The organism is Georgenia muralis (assembly GCF_003814705.1).
Lineage (GTDB): Bacteria > Actinomycetota > Actinomycetes > Actinomycetales > Actinomycetaceae > Georgenia > Georgenia muralis.
Window position 1 is genome coordinate 1,941,210 of record NZ_RKRA01000001.1, and the last position, 15,480, is coordinate 1,956,689.

General features: G+C 73.8%; 14 protein-coding genes. 10 read left to right on the top strand and 4 right to left on the bottom strand.

Annotated features, from left to right (window positions below; genetic code table 11):
* Entirely contained in the window at positions 1–1,686 is a 1,686-nt protein-coding gene (locus EDD32_RS08590; RefSeq protein ID WP_123916675.1) for a phosphoenolpyruvate--protein phosphotransferase, read from the bottom strand.
* A 165-nt stretch (positions 1,687–1,851) separates the two neighbouring features.
* Between EDD32_RS08590 and EDD32_RS08595 the strand changes: the two genes are divergently transcribed.
* From EDD32_RS08595 to purM, 8 genes are all read left to right on the top strand, one after another.
* Positions 1,852–2,619 carry a DeoR/GlpR family DNA-binding transcription regulator gene (locus EDD32_RS08595; protein WP_123916677.1) on the top strand — a complete coding sequence of 256 codons (768 nt, stop codon included), beginning with the start codon at positions 1,852–1,854 and terminating at the stop codon, positions 2,617–2,619.
* A complete protein-coding gene (locus EDD32_RS08600; RefSeq protein ID WP_123916679.1) occupies positions 2,616–3,575 on the top strand; it encodes a 1-phosphofructokinase family hexose kinase in 960 nt (319 codons plus the stop codon). Before EDD32_RS08595 ends, EDD32_RS08600 begins: the two co-directional genes overlap by 4 nt.
* Positions 3,576–3,815: 240 nt before the next feature.
* Positions 3,816–5,891, top strand: coding sequence for a PTS fructose transporter subunit IIABC (locus EDD32_RS08605; protein WP_123916681.1), 2,076 nt, complete (start codon positions 3,816–3,818; stop codon positions 5,889–5,891).
* Between the two features lie 29 nt (positions 5,892–5,920).
* Entirely contained in the window at positions 5,921–6,181 is a 261-nt protein-coding gene (locus EDD32_RS08610) for an HPr family phosphocarrier protein (RefSeq protein ID WP_123916683.1), read from the top strand.
* 25 nt (positions 6,182–6,206) lie between these two features.
* Positions 6,207–6,797 (top strand): hypothetical protein, encoded by a 591-nt coding sequence (locus EDD32_RS19460; RefSeq protein ID WP_246006049.1) that lies wholly within the window; start codon positions 6,207–6,209, stop codon positions 6,795–6,797.
* A 9-nt stretch (positions 6,798–6,806) separates the two neighbouring features.
* On the top strand, positions 6,807–8,393 hold the full coding sequence (locus tag EDD32_RS08620; RefSeq protein WP_123916685.1) for an RNB domain-containing ribonuclease: 1,587 nt from the start codon (positions 6,807–6,809) through the stop codon (positions 8,391–8,393).
* Positions 8,394–8,535: 142 nt separating this feature from the next.
* A complete protein-coding gene (gene purF / locus EDD32_RS08625; RefSeq protein ID WP_123916687.1) occupies positions 8,536–10,038 on the top strand; it encodes an amidophosphoribosyltransferase in 1,503 nt (500 codons plus the stop codon).
* The gene (purM, locus tag EDD32_RS08630; RefSeq protein WP_123916689.1) at positions 10,035–11,147 is read left to right on the top strand and encodes a phosphoribosylformylglycinamidine cyclo-ligase; all 1,113 of its coding nucleotides are present in this window, start codon (positions 10,035–10,037) and stop codon (positions 11,145–11,147) included. Before purF ends, purM begins: the two co-directional genes overlap by 4 nt.
* Before the next feature lie 127 nt (positions 11,148–11,274).
* On the opposite strand, the gene EDD32_RS08635 is transcribed toward purM, so the two are convergent.
* On the bottom strand, positions 11,275–11,481 hold the full coding sequence (locus EDD32_RS08635) for a DUF3073 domain-containing protein (protein WP_123916691.1): 207 nt from the start codon (positions 11,479–11,481) through the stop codon (positions 11,275–11,277).
* A 283-nt stretch (positions 11,482–11,764) separates the two neighbouring features.
* Here EDD32_RS08635 and EDD32_RS08640 point away from each other — a divergent pair, with 283 nt between their 5' ends.
* Positions 11,765–12,007, top strand: a complete 243-nt coding sequence (locus EDD32_RS08640; protein WP_123916693.1) for a BldC family transcriptional regulator — start codon at positions 11,765–11,767, stop codon at positions 12,005–12,007.
* On the opposite strand, the gene EDD32_RS08645 is transcribed toward EDD32_RS08640, so the two are convergent.
* Positions 11,979–12,263 carry a DUF3618 domain-containing protein gene (locus tag EDD32_RS08645; RefSeq protein ID WP_123916695.1) on the bottom strand — a complete coding sequence of 95 codons (285 nt, stop codon included), beginning with the start codon at positions 12,261–12,263 and terminating at the stop codon, positions 11,979–11,981. The two genes, EDD32_RS08640 and EDD32_RS08645, sit on opposite strands and share 29 nt — an antisense overlap.
* Positions 12,260–12,724, bottom strand: coding sequence for a phage holin family protein (locus tag EDD32_RS08650; protein WP_246006050.1), 465 nt, complete (start codon positions 12,722–12,724; stop codon positions 12,260–12,262). The genes EDD32_RS08645 and EDD32_RS08650 overlap by 4 nt, the downstream gene beginning before the upstream one ends.
* Positions 12,725–13,067: 343 nt before the next feature.
* Here EDD32_RS08650 and EDD32_RS08655 point away from each other — a divergent pair, with 343 nt between their 5' ends.
* Positions 13,068–15,422 (top strand): ExeM/NucH family extracellular endonuclease, encoded by a 2,355-nt coding sequence (locus EDD32_RS08655; RefSeq protein ID WP_170175253.1) that lies wholly within the window; start codon positions 13,068–13,070, stop codon positions 15,420–15,422.
* The last annotated feature ends 58 nt before the right edge of the window (positions 15,423–15,480 follow it).

Here is a 15,480-nt window from a genome sequence, read left to right on the forward strand (position 1 = left end):
TCAGCCGAGGATGCGGGCCGCCTCCGCCCGGGCGCTGCGGGCGTCGGGCGCGGCGAGCACCGCCCGGCCGGCCTCCTGGCACTGCGCGGACGTGACTGACGCGAGCCGGGCGCCGACCGCCGGGATCGCGGAGGACGCCATGGACAGCGACGTCACCCCCAGCCCGGTGAGGACGCAGGCGAGGGTCGGGTCGGCAGCGGCCTCGCCGCACACCCCGACCGGCTTGCCGGCCTTCGCGCCCGCGGCTGCGGTGAGCGCGACGAGGGTGAGCACGGCGGGCTGCCAGGCGTCGGTGAGGGCCGCGAGGTGGGGGGAGAGCCGGTCGGCGGCCATCGTGTACTGGGAGAGGTCGTTGGTGCCGATGGACAGGAAGTCCACGTGCTCGAGGAAGTGGGCCGCGAGCAGCGCCACCGACGGGACCTCGACCATGATCCCCGGCACGATGCCGCGCTCGCGGGCGAGCTCGGCGAACCGGGCCGCCTCCGGCACCGTCGCCACCATGGGCGCCATGACCCACGGGTCGGTGGCACCGGCCTCCCGGGCGGCGACGGCGACCGCGTCGAGCTGGCGGGTGAGGAGGCCCTCCTCGCGCTCGGCGATCCGGATGCCCCGGACCCCCAGGGCGGGGTTGTCCTCGTGCTCGAGGTTGGCGAACCGCAGGGGCTTGTCCGAGCCGGCGTCGAGCGTGCGCACCACGACCTTCCGGCCGCCGAACGCGGCGAAGACCTCCTGGTACATCGCCGCCTGCTCCTCGACCGAGGGCTCCTTCTCCGCGGAGAGGAAACCCAGCTCGGTGCGGTAGAGGCCGACACCCTCGGCCTGCCCGCCCGCGGCCTTGCGCGCCGCCGCGCCGTCGCCGACGTTGGCGAGCAGCTGCTGCCGGATGCCGTCGGAGGTCGCGGCCGGTCCCTGCCAGCGACGGACGGCGTCGCGTCGCTCGGCGTCGGCCGCGACCGCCGCGAGGGCCGCCTCGGGGTCGACGCCGACGGTCAGGGTGCCGGCGGCGCCGTCGACGAGGACCGGCTCGCCCTCGGCCACCTCGCGGATGCCCGGGGCGGCCACGACGCAGGGGATGCCGAGCTGACGGGCGATGATCGCGGTGTGGCTCGTCGGACCGCCGAGGGAGGTGACCAGGCCGACGACGAGGGTGGCGTCCAGCCCGGCGGTGTCCGCGGGGGCGAGGTCCTCGGCGAGGAGCACGACGGGCTCGCGGGGGGTGGGCACCCCCGGCTCGGGGAGGCCCTCGAGCTCGGCGACGACGCGGTCGCGGATGTCCCGCAGGTCCGTCGCGCGCTCGGCCATGAGCCCACCCAGCTTCTCGAAGGCCGCGACGAACTGCTCCGTGGCGGCCAGGGCGGCCTGGGGTGCCGGGGTGCCGCCGCGCATGGCCTTGGTGGCCGCGCGGAGCCAGCCGCGGTCCTGCGCGAGGGCGGCGGTGGCGCCGAGCACCTCCGCGGCGGCACCGGTGGCCCTCTCGGCCCGGGCGGTGAGCCGCCCGGCGACGGTCTCGGCCGCGGCCTGGAACCGGGCCACCTCAGCCTCCCGGGCGTCCTCGGCGACGGCGGGCGCCTCGGCGGGGACGGTGGGGCGGGGTCGGGTCCAGGCCGCCGGGGCGTAGCCCACCCCGGGCACGACCGCGGTGCCCTCGATCGTCGTGCTGCCCGTGGCCACCGGTTCTGTGCTCATCAATGCCTCCGCGCTGAGGGGGCGGCGTGCGCCGCGTGGTGATGGCAGAACTGTACGCCCACCGTGCTTGCCAAAGCAACACAACCGGGGGTAATGTCACTCAACATCACATCCGAACGTGTGGGATGTGTGACGACGAAGTCCACAGAAGGCGAGGACGCCCGCATGTATGCCGAGGAGCGGCAGCAGCTCATCACCCGGACGGCGCACCGGGACGGTCGCGTGTCCGTCAGCCGGCTCGCCGCCGAGCTCGAGGTCGCCTCGGAGACCATCCGGCGCGACCTGGAGATCCTCGACCGCCGCGGCATCCTGCGCCGCGTCCACGGCGGCGCCGTCCCCGCGGAGAGCCTGCGCCTCGGCGAGGTCGACCTGCCCGAGCGGGCCGCCACGCACGTGGCGGAGAAGGAGCGCATCGCCCGGGCCGCTCTCGCGCACCTGCCCGTCGGCGGCGGTGCCGTCATCCTCGACGGCGGCACGACCGCGGCCCAGCTGGCCGCGCTGCTGCCGGCCGACCCGGACCTGACCGTCATCACGAACTCCGTGCCGGCCGCGGTGGCGCTCGCCGCCCGCTCCGCGATGCCCGTCTACCTGCTGGGCGGCCGGCTGCGGGGGGTCACCCAGGCCACCGTCGGCAACGAGGCGCAGAGCCTCCTCGGCCGCACGCGCGTCGACGTCACCTTCCTGGGGACCAACGGCGTCACGGCTGCGCACGGGCTCTCCACCCCCGATCCCGACGAGGCCGGCGCCAAGCGGGCCATGGTCGCGGCCGCCCGGCGCGTCGTCGCGCTGGCCGACTCCTCGAAGTTCGGCCAGGAGCACCTGTTCAGCTTCGCCCGGGCCGAGGACGTCGACGTCATCATCACCGACACGGGGGTCCCCGACGCCGACCGGGCGGCGCTGGAGGCCCTCGACGTGGAGGTCGTCGTCGCATGATCGTCACCCTGACCGCCAACCCCAGCCTGGACCGCACGGCCCACCTGCGTGGTCCTCTCGAGCGCGGCGGGGTCAACCGCATCGAGCACGTCACGGTCGAGCCCGGCGGCAAGGGCGTCAACGTCGCCCGGGCCGTCGCGCTCGCCGGCGAGTCCGCGGTCGCGGTACTGCCCGCCCGTGGCGACGACCCGCTCCTCGCCGGGCTGGACCGGGTCGGCCTGGCCTACCGCAACCTCACGGTCGCCGAGCTCGCCCGCACCAACCTCACCGTGACCGAGCCCGACGGCACCACCACCAAGCTCAACGAGCCCGGCGCGGCGCTGACGGGCGCCGAGGTCGACGCGCTGGCGACCCTCCTGCTCGACGTCGCCGACGGCGCGGGCTGGGTGGCGCTGTCCGGATCGCTCCCGCCCGGGGTACCCCCGGGGTGGTACGCGCGGCTCGTGGCCGAGCTGCACGCCCGGGGCGTACGCGTCGCCGTCGACACCTCCGACGCCCCGCTGTGCGAGCTCGCCGCGGCGTTCCCCGCCGCTGCCCCCGACCTGCTCAAGCCCAACGCCGAGGAGCTGGGCCAGCTCACCGGCGCGGACGGCGCCCTCCTGGAGGCGGCGGCGCAGTCGGGGGACCTCGCGCCCACCGTCGTGGCGGCCGGGGCGCTCGTCGCCCGGGGCGTGGGGGCCGTGCTCGCAACGCTCGGCGCCGCCGGTGCGCTCCTCGTCACCGCGGAGGGCGCGTGGTCCGCCGCGCCGCCCCCCATCACCCCGCGCAGCACGGTCGGCGCGGGCGACTCCTCGCTGGCGGGGTACCTCCTCGCCGCGGTCGCGGGCGGGCCCGAGCCCGACCGGCTCCGACGTGCCGTCGCCTACGGCTCGGCCGCGGCGTCCCTCCCCGGGACGGCCCTGCCGCGACCTGAGCAGACCGACCCGGACCGGGTCGTCGTGACCCGGGTCCGCTGACTCCCAGCCACCAGCACCACCGCACCACCGCGCCCAGCACCTCAACCCGCAGCACCGCACCTACCAGCACCGCACCAGCACCGCACCAGCACCGCACACCCAGCACCGCACCCACCAGCACCGCACACCCAGCACCGCACCCACCAGCACCGCACCCACCAGCACCGCACACCCAGCACCGCCCGACGGCTCGGCCCCGCACAGCAGCAGGTCCGGCCGGCCCCATCAGGAAGGAAGACCATGTCCGCTGAGACCTCCGGGCTCATCACACCGGATCTCGTGACGCTCGACGCCGACCTCGGCTCCACCAAGGACCAGGTCATCGCAGCTCTGGCCGCTCGTGTGGCGGCCGCCGGGCGCGCCGACGCCGCCGGGCTCACCGCCGACGCCCTCGAGCGCGAGGGCAAGTCCGCCACCGGCCTCCCCGGTGGCATCGCCATCCCGCACTGCCGCTCGACGGCGGTCAGCGTGGGGTCCCTCGCCTTCGCCCGCCTCGACCCCAAGGTCGACTTCGGTGCGCCCGACGGCCCGGCAGAGCTCGTGTTCCTCATCGCCGCCGCGGAGGGCACCGGGTCGGAGCACATGAAGCTCCTCACCAAGCTCGCGCGCGCCCTGGTGAAGAAGGACTTCGTCGCCGCGCTGCGGGGAGCGGGCAGCGCGGAGGAGGTCGTCGCGCTCGTCGAGGGCGTCGTCAACCCGCCTGCCGCGGCCCCGGCGAGCGGGGCTGTCGGTGCCGCCCCCTCGGCGGGCACCGCACCGGCCGGCTCGGTGCCCGCCACGGCTGATACCTCCGCCCCGCCGGGCGCGGCCCCGGCCGCCGCCGACGGCGCAGCCACGCGGCGCATCGTCGCCATCACCGCCTGCCCCACCGGCATCGCCCACACCTACATGGCCGCCGACGCCCTCGTCGCCGCCGGCCAGGAGGCCGGCGTGACGGTCGAGGTCGAGACCCAGGGCTCGGGCGCGACCACCCCGCTCAGCGCCGCCACCATCGCCTCGGCCGACGCCGTCATCTTCGCCACGGACGTCGGCGTCAAGGGCAAGGAGCGCTTCGCCGGCAAGCCGGTCATCGAGTCGGGCGTCAAGCGGGCGATCAACGAGCCCGGTGTCATGATCACCGAGGCCCTGCGCGCCGCCGACGACCCGTCCTCGCGCCGCGTCTCCGGCACCGCGGCGGACGCCGGCGCCCCTGCGGCCGCCGGTGGCCTGGGCATCGGCTCCCGCCTGAAGCAGGCGCTGCTCACGGGCGTGAGCTACATGATCCCGTTCGTCGCGGCGGGCGGCCTCATCATCGCCCTGGGCTTCCTCTTCGGCGGGTACGACATCGTCTTCGACTCCGCGGACATCGTCGTCAACAACAGCCTCACCAACCTCCCCGAGGGCGGCCTGGCGACCTACCTCGGCGCCGTCTTCCACCAGCTCGGTGCGGCCGCCTTCGCGTTCCTCGTCCCGGCCCTGGCCGGCTACATCGCGTTCGCGATCGCCGACCGGCCGGGCATCGCGCCGGGCTTCACCGCGGGCGCCGTCGCCGTCTTCGTCGGCGCCGGGTTCATCGGTGGCCTCATCGGCGGTCTGCTCGCCGGCGTCGCGGCCCTGTGGATCTCCCGCATCACCGTGCCGCGCTGGCTGCGCGGGCTCATGCCGGTGGTCATCATCCCCCTGGTGGCGACGGTCTTCGCCGGCGGGCTCATGTTCGTGGTCCTCGGTCAGCCGCTCGCGGCCGTGACCACGGGGCTGTCGAACTGGCTCGGCGGGCTCAGCGGCACCTCTGCCGTCATCCTCGGCGTCATCCTCGGCCTCATGATGACCTTCGACCTCGGCGGCCCGGTCAACAAGGCGGCCTACGCCTTCGCCACCGCCGGTCTGGTGGTGACCGACCCGGCCACCCTGCGCGTCATGGCGGCCGTCATGGCCGCGGGCATGGTGCCGCCGCTGGCCATGGCGCTCGCGACGGTGGTCCGGCCCAAGCTCTTCACCGAGGTCGAGCGGGAGAACGGCAGCGCCGCGTGGCTGCTCGGCGCCTCGTTCATCTCCGAGGGGGCGATCCCCTTCGCCGCTGCCGACCCGCTGCGCGTCATCCCCTCGATGATGGCCGGCGGCGCCGTCACCGGTGCCATCGCGATGGCCTTCGACGCACAGTCCCGTGCCCCGCACGGCGGGATCTTCGTCTTCTTCGCGATGAGCAACGTCCTGGCGTTCGTCGGCGCTATCGTCGCCGGGATGCTGGTCTCCGCGACCCTTGTCATCCTGGCCAAGGAGTTCGTCGGCCGCACGGCCGACGAGCCCGCCCAGGACGTCGCGGTCGCGGCCGTCTGACCCGTTCGAGAACCACCGAAGGAGCACACATGCCCAGCCAGACCGCCATCGTCGGCTCCGCCGTCGGCCTCCACGCCCGCCCCGCCGCCATCATCGCCGCCGCCGCGTCGAAGTACGACGACGAGATCACCATCGCCATGGACGGCGAGGAGGCTGTCGACGCCGCGTCGGCGCTGATGATCATGACCCTCGGTGCCGAGAAGGGCGCCCAGGTCGTCGTCGAGTCCGACGACGAGGCGGCGCTCGCCGAGATCGTCGCCCTGGTCGAGCAGGACCTCGACGCCGAGTGACCCGGACGGCGGGTACGTTCGTCCTGTGAGCAGCACGAGCGTCCCGCCGCCCGACGACCGCGCCCCGGACGGCGCCGGAGCCGCGCCCACCGCGGCGGACCCGGCGTCGGACGGGGCGGTCGTGTCGCCGGCGGTGGCCGGCGGGCCCGAGGCCACACCGGCCGCCGAGGAGCAGGCTGGCGAGGAGCAGGCCGCCGAGAGGCAGGCTGGCGAGGAGCAGGCCGCCGAGGGGCAGGCTGGCGAGGAGCAGGCCGCCGAGGGGCAGGCTGGCGAGGAGCAGGCTGGCGAGGAGCAGGCTGGCGAGGAGCAGGCCGCCGAGGGGCAGGCTGGCGAGGCGCGCCGGGTGGCCGATGTGGTCGACCCCACCACCGTGCGCCAGGCCCCCCGGATCGGCCGGTTCATCCTGCTGGGCGCCGTCCTCGGCATCGCTCTCGCCGCGGTCCTGGCACTGGCGACCCCGGCGTCCGAGCTCGACCGCTCCGACCTCTTCTGGTTCCTCCTGCTCGGGCTCGCGCCCGTCGGGGCGCTCACCGGCGCTGTCGTCGCGCTCGTCCTGGACCGGCGCTCGTTGCGGGCGCAGTCCGCTCGCGGGGCGGGTCAGGGAGCGCGGCCGTAGGGTTCCCCCGTGGTCAGCCGTTACCTTCGCCTCGACGCCGCCCCGCCGGAGGAGGTCCTCCGGGCGCTCTCCTCCCTGCGCGAGGAGCTGGGCATCTCCCCGGACTTCCCGCCGGAGGTCATGGCCGAGGCCGAGGCGGTCGCCGGCGGCTCCGAGGAGGGCGCCGTACCGGGTAGCGCTGCGCGCGGGGCGGCGCCGCCCGAGGTGGCGACCGTGGACGCCACGGACATCCCCTTCGTCACCGTGGACCCGCCCGGGTCCCGCGACCTCGACCAGGCGCTCCACCTCGAGGCCGACGGTGACGGGCTCCGCGTGCGGTACGCCATCGCGGCCGTCTCCACGTTCGTCGCGCCGGGCGGGGCCATCGACCGCGAGGCCCACGCCCGGGGCGTCACCGTCTACGGCCCGGACGGCTCCTACGCCCTGCACCCGCCACAGCTCGGCGCCGGCGTCGCGAGCCTGCTGGAGGGTCAGAACCGCCCGGCCTACCTCTGGCACCTCCGCGTCGACGCCACCGGAGCGCTCGTCGACGCCAGGGTCGAGCTCGCCGTCGTCCGCTCCCGGGCTCAGCTCACGTACGAGGAGGTCCAGGCTGCCCACGACGGCCGGGCCCCGCTGCCGCACGGTGTCCCGGCGGACCTGCCCCGTCTGCTTCGACGGTTCGGTGAGCTGCGCGTGGAGCAGGAGCGGGCTCGCGGCGGGATCTCGCTCGACATCCCCGAGCAGAGCGTCGTGCGCAACGAGCACGGGTTCGTCCTGTCCTACCGCGCCACGCTCCCGGTGGAGGAGTGGAACGCCCAGGTCTCCCTCCTCACCGGCATCGCGGCGGCGTCGATGATGCGCGAGGCGGGCGTCGGCATCCTGCGCACGCTGCCCGAGTCCGACCCGCGCGACGTCGCCCGGCTCCGCCGCACGGCCCGCGCCCTGGGCGTCGAGTGGCCGGCATCGACCCCCTACCCCGAGCTCGTGCGCAGCCTCGACTCGGCGGTTCCCGCCCACGCGGCGTTCCTCAACGAGGCCACCACGTTGTTCCGCGGCGCGGGTTACCTGGCGTTCGGTGTCGGTGAGAGCGCTGGCGACGCCGGCGGCGGCGAGGCAGGTGGCGGTCAGGCGGGAGGCGGTCAGGCGGGGGGCGGCGTCGGTGCCGAGCCGACCAACACGCGGCACGCCGCGATCGCGGCGGAGTACGCCCACGTGACGGCTCCGCTGCGCCGGCTCGTCGACCGGTATGGGCTGGCGGTGTGCCTGGCGCACTGCAGCGGGAAGCCGGTGCCGCCGTGGGTGCTCGACGCCCTGCCGGGCCTGCCGGCGACGATGTCGGGGGCGACGCGGCGGGCCGGCGCGTACGAGCGCGGGGCGGTCGACGCCCTCGAGGCCCTGGTCCTCCAGGGTCGTGAGGGCGAGGAGTTCACCGGGGTCGTCACCGAGTCCGACGGTGACGACGCCGACCGGCGCGAGCGCGGGACGGTCGAGCTGCGGGAGGTCGCTGTCAAGGGTCGGGTCGAGGGCTCGTCCCTCCCCGTCGGCGAAGAGGTCCGGGTGCGCCTCGTCGAGGCCGACGTGCCCGGTCGGAAGGTGCTCTTCAGCCTGCTCTGACGCGACGGCTCGCCGGCGACGAGATTGCTCATCTGGTCCTCGACAGCGACCAGATGAGCAATCTCGTGGGCGGGTGGCGCCGGGTCCGCCCCGGCGTGGACGGCCTCGACGACGCCCCGGACCGGTGTGGGACCATGTGGCCGTGGCACGCGGCGACGGACGGCTTTCCCACGAGCTCCTCCCGGGCGAGAAGGGGCCGCAGGACGAGTGCGGCGTCTTCGGGGTCTGGGCCCCGGGCGAGGACGTCGCCCGCCTGACGTACTTCGGCATCTACGCCCTGCAGCACCGCGGCCAGGAGTCCGCGGGCATCGCCACCTCCAACGGCGAGCAGATCCTCGTCTACAAGGACATGGGCCTGGTCTCCCAGGTGTTCGACGACCGTGCCCTGCAGCCCCTCCAGGGGCACATCGCCGTCGGCCACGTGCGCTACTCCACCACCGGCGCCTCGGCCTGGGAGAACGCCCAGCCCACCCTGGGCCCGACGGCGGCCGGAACGGTCGCGCTGGGCCACAACGGCAACCTCACCAACACCACCGAGCTCATGGAGATGGTCCAGGAGCGATTCGGCAAGGACCTGCGCGGCGAGCTCGGCCGCGGCTCCTCCACCGACACGGCGGTCATCACCGCGATGCTCGGCGGCACCGCCCGGGCGGGGGAGCGGCTCGAGGACGTCGCGATGGAGGTGCTCCCGCTCCTCGAGGGCGCCTTCTCGCTCGTCTTCATGGACGAGCACACCCTCTACGCCGCCCGGGACGCCCACGGCATCCGCCCCCTCGTGCTCGGCCGCCTCGATCGGGGGTGGGCCGTCGCGTCGGAGACGGCGGCGCTGGACATCGTCGGGGCCACGTACGTCCGCGAGATCGAGCCCGGCGAGCTCGTCACCATCGACGCCGACGGGTTGCGCTCGCGCCGGTTCGCCGAGGCGACGCCGCACGGCTGCGTCTTCGAGTACGTCTACCTCGCCCGGCCGGACACCCGCATCGCCGACCGCTCGGTCAACGCCTCGCGGCTGGAGATGGGCCGCGTCCTGGCGCGCGAGCACCCGGTGGACGCCGACCTGGTCATCCCCACCCCGGAGTCCGGGACGCCCGCCGCCATCGGCTACGCGCAGGGCTCGGGCATCCCCTTCGGCCAGGGCCTGGTGAAGAACTCCTACGTGGGGCGCACCTTCATCCAGCCCACCCAGACCATCCGTCAGCTCGGCATCCGGCTCAAGCTCAACCCCCTGCGGGAGGTCATCGAGGGCAAGCGGCTCGTCGTCGTCGACGACTCCATCGTGCGGGGCAACACCCAGCGCGCCCTGGTGCGGATGCTGCGCGAGGCGGGCGCCGCGGAGGTCCACGTGCGGATCTCCTCCCCGCCGGTGAAGTGGCCCTGCTTCTACGGCATCGACTTCGCCACGCGGGCCGAGCTCATCGCGAACGGGCTGACCACCGACGAGATCCGCGCCTCCCTCGGCGCCGACTCCCTCGGCTACATCTCCCTCGAGGGCATGGTCGAGGCCACGGCCATCCCGCAGCAGCGGCTGTGCACGGCGTGCTTCACCGGCAGCTACCCGGTCCGCCTGGGTGAGCACGCCACCATCTCCGGCGCCGAGGCCCCGAGCGTGCCCCCCACCCCCGCCACCACCGGAGCAGCGCAGTGAGCGAGACGAGCCCGATCACCTACGCCGGCGCCGGCGTCGACACCGAGGCCGGCGACCGCGCGGTCGAGCTGATGAAGGACGCGGTGCGGGCCACCCACACGCCCGACGTGGTCGGCGGGGTCGGGGGTTTCGCCGGGCTCGTCGACGTCTCGGCGCTGCGCGAGTACCGCCGTCCCCTGCTGGCCACCTCCACCGACGGCGTCGGCACCAAGGTCGCCGTCGCCCAGGCGATGGACGTCCACCACACCATCGGCCACGACCTCGTCGGGATGGTCGTCGACGACATCGTCGTCGTGGGCGCCCGCCCCCTCCTCATGACCGACTACATCGCCTGCGGCAAGGTCGTGCCGGAGCGGATCGCGGACATCGTCCGCGGCATCGCCGAGGCCTGCGCGCTGGTCGGCACCCCGCTCCTGGGGGGCGAGACGGCCGAGCACCCCGGCCTGCTGGGCGAGCAGGAGTACGACGTCGCCGGTGCCGCCACCGGCGTCGTCGAGGCCGACGCCGTCCTGGGGGCCGAGCGGGTCCGGGCCGGCGACGTCGTCGTCGCCATGGCGTCCTCGGGCCTGCACTCCAACGGCTACTCCCTCGTGCGGCGCGTCATCGAGGTCGCCGGCTGGGGCCTGGAGCGTCACGTCCCCGAGCTGGGCCGGACCCTGGGCGAGGAGCTGCTCGAGCCGACCCGGCTGTACACCCCGGCCTGCCTCGACCTCGTCGGGACCGGTCAGGTGCACGCCTTCAGCCACGTCACCGGCGGCGGTCTGGCGGCCAACCTCGCCCGGGTCCTGCCCGCCGGCCTCGTGGCGGACCTCGACCGCGCCGGCTGGACCGTGCCGCCGGTGTTCGAGCTGGTGCGCAGCCTGGGCCAGGTCCCGTGGACGGACCTGCAGAACACCCTCAACCTCGGCGTCGGCATGGTCGCGGTGGTGCCCGCCGACGCCGCGGACGCGACCGTCGCGGCCGTCCGGGCGCGCGGCATCGACGCCTGGGAGCTGGGGACGGTCCGCGACGACGACGGCGCGCCGGGTCCGGACGGGCCGGCCGTGCGCGGCACCAAGGGTGTCGCCGGCGGCGCGGTCCGGCTGCACGGCTCCTACGTCACGGGCTGAGCCGGCCCCGGGGCCTGGACCGCCAGGGCCTTCAGGGCGCCTGAACGACCACGCCCGCAGGGCGCCGCTGAAGCGGTCGCACCCTGCGGGCGGTCGTCGTCACATCCCCGGCGGTGAGCCGGCGACGTCACGGGGTCCGGCGGATCTGACCCCAGTCGTCGTCGTCTTCCTCCATGGCGGGGGGGATCTCGGCGTAGTCGACATCGTCGTCCACGCCGTCAGTACGAGGAGACGTGAGCTCTCGTTCGAGAGCCCGGTAGTCGGTCTCGGGGCTGAAGTACTTCAGCTTCCGAGCGACCTTCGTCTGCTTGGCCTTCTGACGGCCGCGCCCCATGGCGTCGACCCCCTCCAACGTAGAACCGGGGCAGGCACCGTTCGGTGCGGCCCCGTGTTTATGGTCATCTGTGTCGTGGGGCAACGGTACATGCTCGCGGCCCCCCACAGCCATTCCGTGCCCGTCGGCGGGGTGTGGTCATCATCTCCGGCGCCGGGACCAAAGATGTCCATACGTCCAGAATGTCGGGACCATAGGCCCGACCCCGTGCCCTGTACGCGTGGTTTGCTGAGTTCCACGAGGCGCCTCAGCGCCGGAGGAACGCGATCCCGGGAGGGTAGCCATGTCGATGACGGACGGGACCACTGAGCAGCTGCTCACGCCGTCGGAGGTGGCAGCGCGCTTCCGGGTGGACCCCAAGACGGTGACCCGCTGGGCGAACGCGGGCAAGATCTCCTCGATCCGGACTCTCGGCGGTCACCGCCGGTTCCGCCGGAGCGAGGTCGAGGCGCTGCTCCTGGCCAGTGGGCTGGCCGAGGAGATCCACGACAAGCCCGTCAGCGACGTCTCCACCGCAGCACGATAAGCAGGGCCGCCGCAGCCACGCTCGCACCGAGCGTGGCCAGAGCCTTGGGGTCGCGGCGGCTCACGTCGTCGGCGAAGGTCCTCGCCCGCTCCGTGGCGACCTCCTTCGCCGCGTCGATCTGCGCGCGCGGGTCGAGCCGGTCGCTGAGCTCGTTGACGGTGTCGGTCAGCTGAGCCCTGGTCCGGGCGATCTCGGCCTCGATCTGCTCCGGCGTGCGCTTCTTGACGGAGTCGGGCGTCTGCTTGGCGTCGCTCACTTCTTGATCCCCTTCTTCACCGCGTCGAGATCCTCCTTGATGCCCTCCTGGGGCTTGGCCTCGAACTCCTTGGAGGCGTCGATCGCCTTCTTGCCCAGGAGCGCCGCGATGCCGGCGACGACGAGCAGGACGACCGCGACGATGAGTGCGGAGAGCCACGCGGGCAGCGCCGTCGCGAGACCGAGGACGGCGGCGGCGAGGAGCACGCCGAAGGCGTAGAGGCCCATGACGGCGGCGAAGCCGAGGAACCCGGCGCCGGTGCCCAGCCGCTTGCCCTTCTCGGCCAGCTGGGCCTGGGCGAGCTGGAGCTCGTCGCGGATCAGTCGCGAGAACTGCTCGGAGACCGAGGAGACGAGCTCGCCGATGGTCTTGCCCCGCGGGGCGCCCCCTGGTGCCTGACCGCCCACGTACGCGTCCTCGACCACCGGAGTGGTCGGGCCGTCTGCCGATGTGCTCGCCACGATCTTCTCCTCGCATCCGTCCGACGGCACCGGAGCCGACGCCGACAGGCCCATGATTGCCGTCCCCGGCGCGCCCTGCACGCCAAGACTGCCAGGTTCCCACGGCGCTGACCTGCGTGTGCGGCAAGCGCGCCGCCCGGTGGGCGACGGTCGCGGGCGTTTCGTCCGGGTGAACCCGATGTGAACCTTTGAGGGTTTCGGGAGATTCGGGTGGAGAAGTCCTTGACCTGCCGATTGCCGGTCAACATGATGGGGACGCCCACCGTCGTCGATGCCGGAGGGTGACCGCGCGGCGATCCCGCGTCCGAACGATGCCGGCCCCCCGGCGCCCGAGGAGTCCTCTGTGAGCCTGCACCACCCACGCACGAGACGGACGGGCGCGGTCGCCGTCGCCGCCGTCGTCCTCGGCCCGATCGCCTGGATCCCCGCCGCGTCCGCCGTCACGACGGACGGCCCTGTCTTCATCAGCGAGCTGCACTACGACAACGTCTCCACGGATGTCGGCGAGGCGATCGAGGTCCAGGCGCCGGCCGGCACCGACCTGACGGGCTGGAGCCTGGTCCTCTACAACGGAAACGGTGGCTCGGCGTACGCCACGAGCACGCTGACCGGTACGGTGCCGGCGTCCGGGGTCGTCGTCCAGGAGTTCCCGGGCGGCATCCAGAACGGGGCGCCCGACGCCGTCGCCCTGGTCGACGCGGCCGGCGCCGTCGTCGAGCTGCTCTCCTACGAGGGAGTCCTCACCGCCGCCGACGGCCCGGCCGCCGGGCTCGTGAGCACCGACATCGGCGTCTCGGAGCCCGGCACCACGCCGGTCGGGCAGTCGCTCCAGAAGATCGACGGCACCTGGGCGGGGCCCCTGCCCAGCACGTTCGGCAACGACCCGGGTGACCCGGGTGACCCGGGCCCCGACACCTGCGGCGACCCGCAGGACGCCGTCGCGCTCGTCTCCGACATCCAGGGCACCGGCGCCACCTTCGACGCCACCTGCGCCGGCACCCAGACGGTCGAGGCGGTCGTGACCGCCCTCAAGCCGGGCCTGAACGGCTTCTACGTGCAGGAGGAGGCCGCCGACAGCGACGGCGACCCGCTGAGCTCCGAGGGCATCTTCGTCTTCGGTGCCATTCCGGCCGCCGTCGAGGTGGGCAAGCTCGTCCGGGTGACGGGCACCGTGGGGGAGTACTCCACCTCCGGCGTTTCCCAGACCCAGCTCGCCGACGCGACCGTGGAGGTTCTCGGTGACGGCCCTGCCGTCGCGCCGACGCCCTTGACCTTCCCCGTGGACGACCCGGCCGACCTCGAGGCGTTCGAGGGCATGCTCGTCGAGCTGACCGACGAGCTCGTCATCAGCGAGTACTTCAACTACGACCGCTTCGGTGAGGTCGTGCTCGCCAAGCCGCTCGACGGCCAGGACCGGCTGCACACGCCGACGGCGGTGGTCGAGCCGGGCGCAGCGGCGCAGGAGCTCGCCGCGGAGTACGACCGCCGGGTCATCACCCTCGACGACTCCTCCAGCAGATCGAACCCCGTCACCCTGCCCCACCCGGGCAACGGCGAGGTGTACACCGCCACGAACACCTTCCGCGGCGGCGACACGGTCGCCGAGGTCCAGGGCGTCGTCGACCACACCTTCGGTCTCTACCGGGTCCAGCCCACGACCTACGGCACCTACACCGCCGTCAACCCGCGCCCCGAGGCGGCCCCCGCGGTCGGCGGCAGCCTGACCGTGGCGAGCTTCAACGTGCTCAACTACTTCCTCACGATCGACGACGGCCAGAACGACGTCTGCGGGGCCGCCGAGAACATGGAGTGCCGCGGGGCCGACAACGCCACCGAGCTCGAGCGCCAGCGCGCGAAGATCCTCGACGCACTGGCCGAGCTCGACGCCGACGTCGTCGGGCTCATGGAGATGGAGAACACTCCGGGCGTCGAGCCCGCCGCCGATCTCGCCGCCGGCATCAACGAGATCCTCGGTGCCGGCACGTACGACTACATCGACACCGGCATCATCGGCACCGACGCGATCCGCGTGGGACTGCTCTACAAGCCTCGCGAGGTCAAGCCTGTCGACGAGTTCGCGATCCTCGACTCCACGGTCGACCCGCGGTTCGACGACACGGCGAACCGCCCCATGCTGACTCAGACCTTCGTCGAGGTCGGCACCGGTGGTCGGGTCACCGTCTCGGTCAACCACCTCAAGTCCAAGGGCTCGGCGTGCGACGACGGCTCGGACCCGGCCGACGGCCAGGGCAACTGCTCGGTCACCCGCGAGCTGGCGGCCGAGGCGATCACCGACTTCCTCGCCTCCAGCCCGACGGGCGTCGACGAGCCCGACCACCTCATCATCGGTGACCTCAACTCCTACGACATGGAGGACTCGATCGACGTGCTGAGGGCGGCCGGGTACACCGACCTCATCAAGGAGTTCGGCGGGGAGGACGCCTACGGCTACGTCTTCGACGGCATGGTCGGCTACCTCGACCACGCGCTGTCGAACGCGTCGCTCACGTCGCAGGTCACGGGTGCCGCCGAGTGGCACATCAACGCCGACGAGCCCGACATCCTCGACTACAACCTCGACTTCGGGCGGCCCGGGACGTACTTCACGCCCGACCGCTACCGCAGCTCGGACCACGACGCGGTGCTCGTGGGCCTGGACCTGCGGCCCGGCAACGGGCGGGGACCGAACCGAGGCTGATCCTCACCACGTCCCGGACTCCGGGCGTGAAGAACGACGACGGCGGCCTCGCACCTTC

Bases quoted from the DNA above. Each gene is read 5' to 3' on its own strand.
- EDD32_RS08595 (WP_123916677.1), top strand. From the start codon at position 1,852: ATGTATGCCGAGGAGCGGCAGCAGCTCATCACCCGGACGGCGCACCGG.
- EDD32_RS08640 (WP_123916693.1), top strand. From the start codon at position 11,765: ATGTCGATGACGGACGGGACCACTGAGCAGCTGCTCACGCCGTCGGAG.
- EDD32_RS08635 (WP_123916691.1), bottom strand. From the start codon at position 11,481: ATGGGGCGCGGCCGTCAGAAGGCCAAGCAGACGAAGGTCGCTCGGAAG.
- EDD32_RS08605 (WP_123916681.1), top strand. From the start codon at position 3,816: ATGTCCGCTGAGACCTCCGGGCTCATCACACCGGATCTCGTGACGCTC.
- EDD32_RS08610 (WP_123916683.1), top strand. From the start codon at position 5,921: ATGCCCAGCCAGACCGCCATCGTCGGCTCCGCCGTCGGCCTCCACGCC.
- EDD32_RS08590 (WP_123916675.1), bottom strand. From the start codon at position 1,686: ATGAGCACAGAACCGGTGGCCACGGGCAGCACGACGATCGAGGGCACC.
- EDD32_RS08600 (WP_123916679.1), top strand. From the start codon at position 2,616: ATGATCGTCACCCTGACCGCCAACCCCAGCCTGGACCGCACGGCCCAC.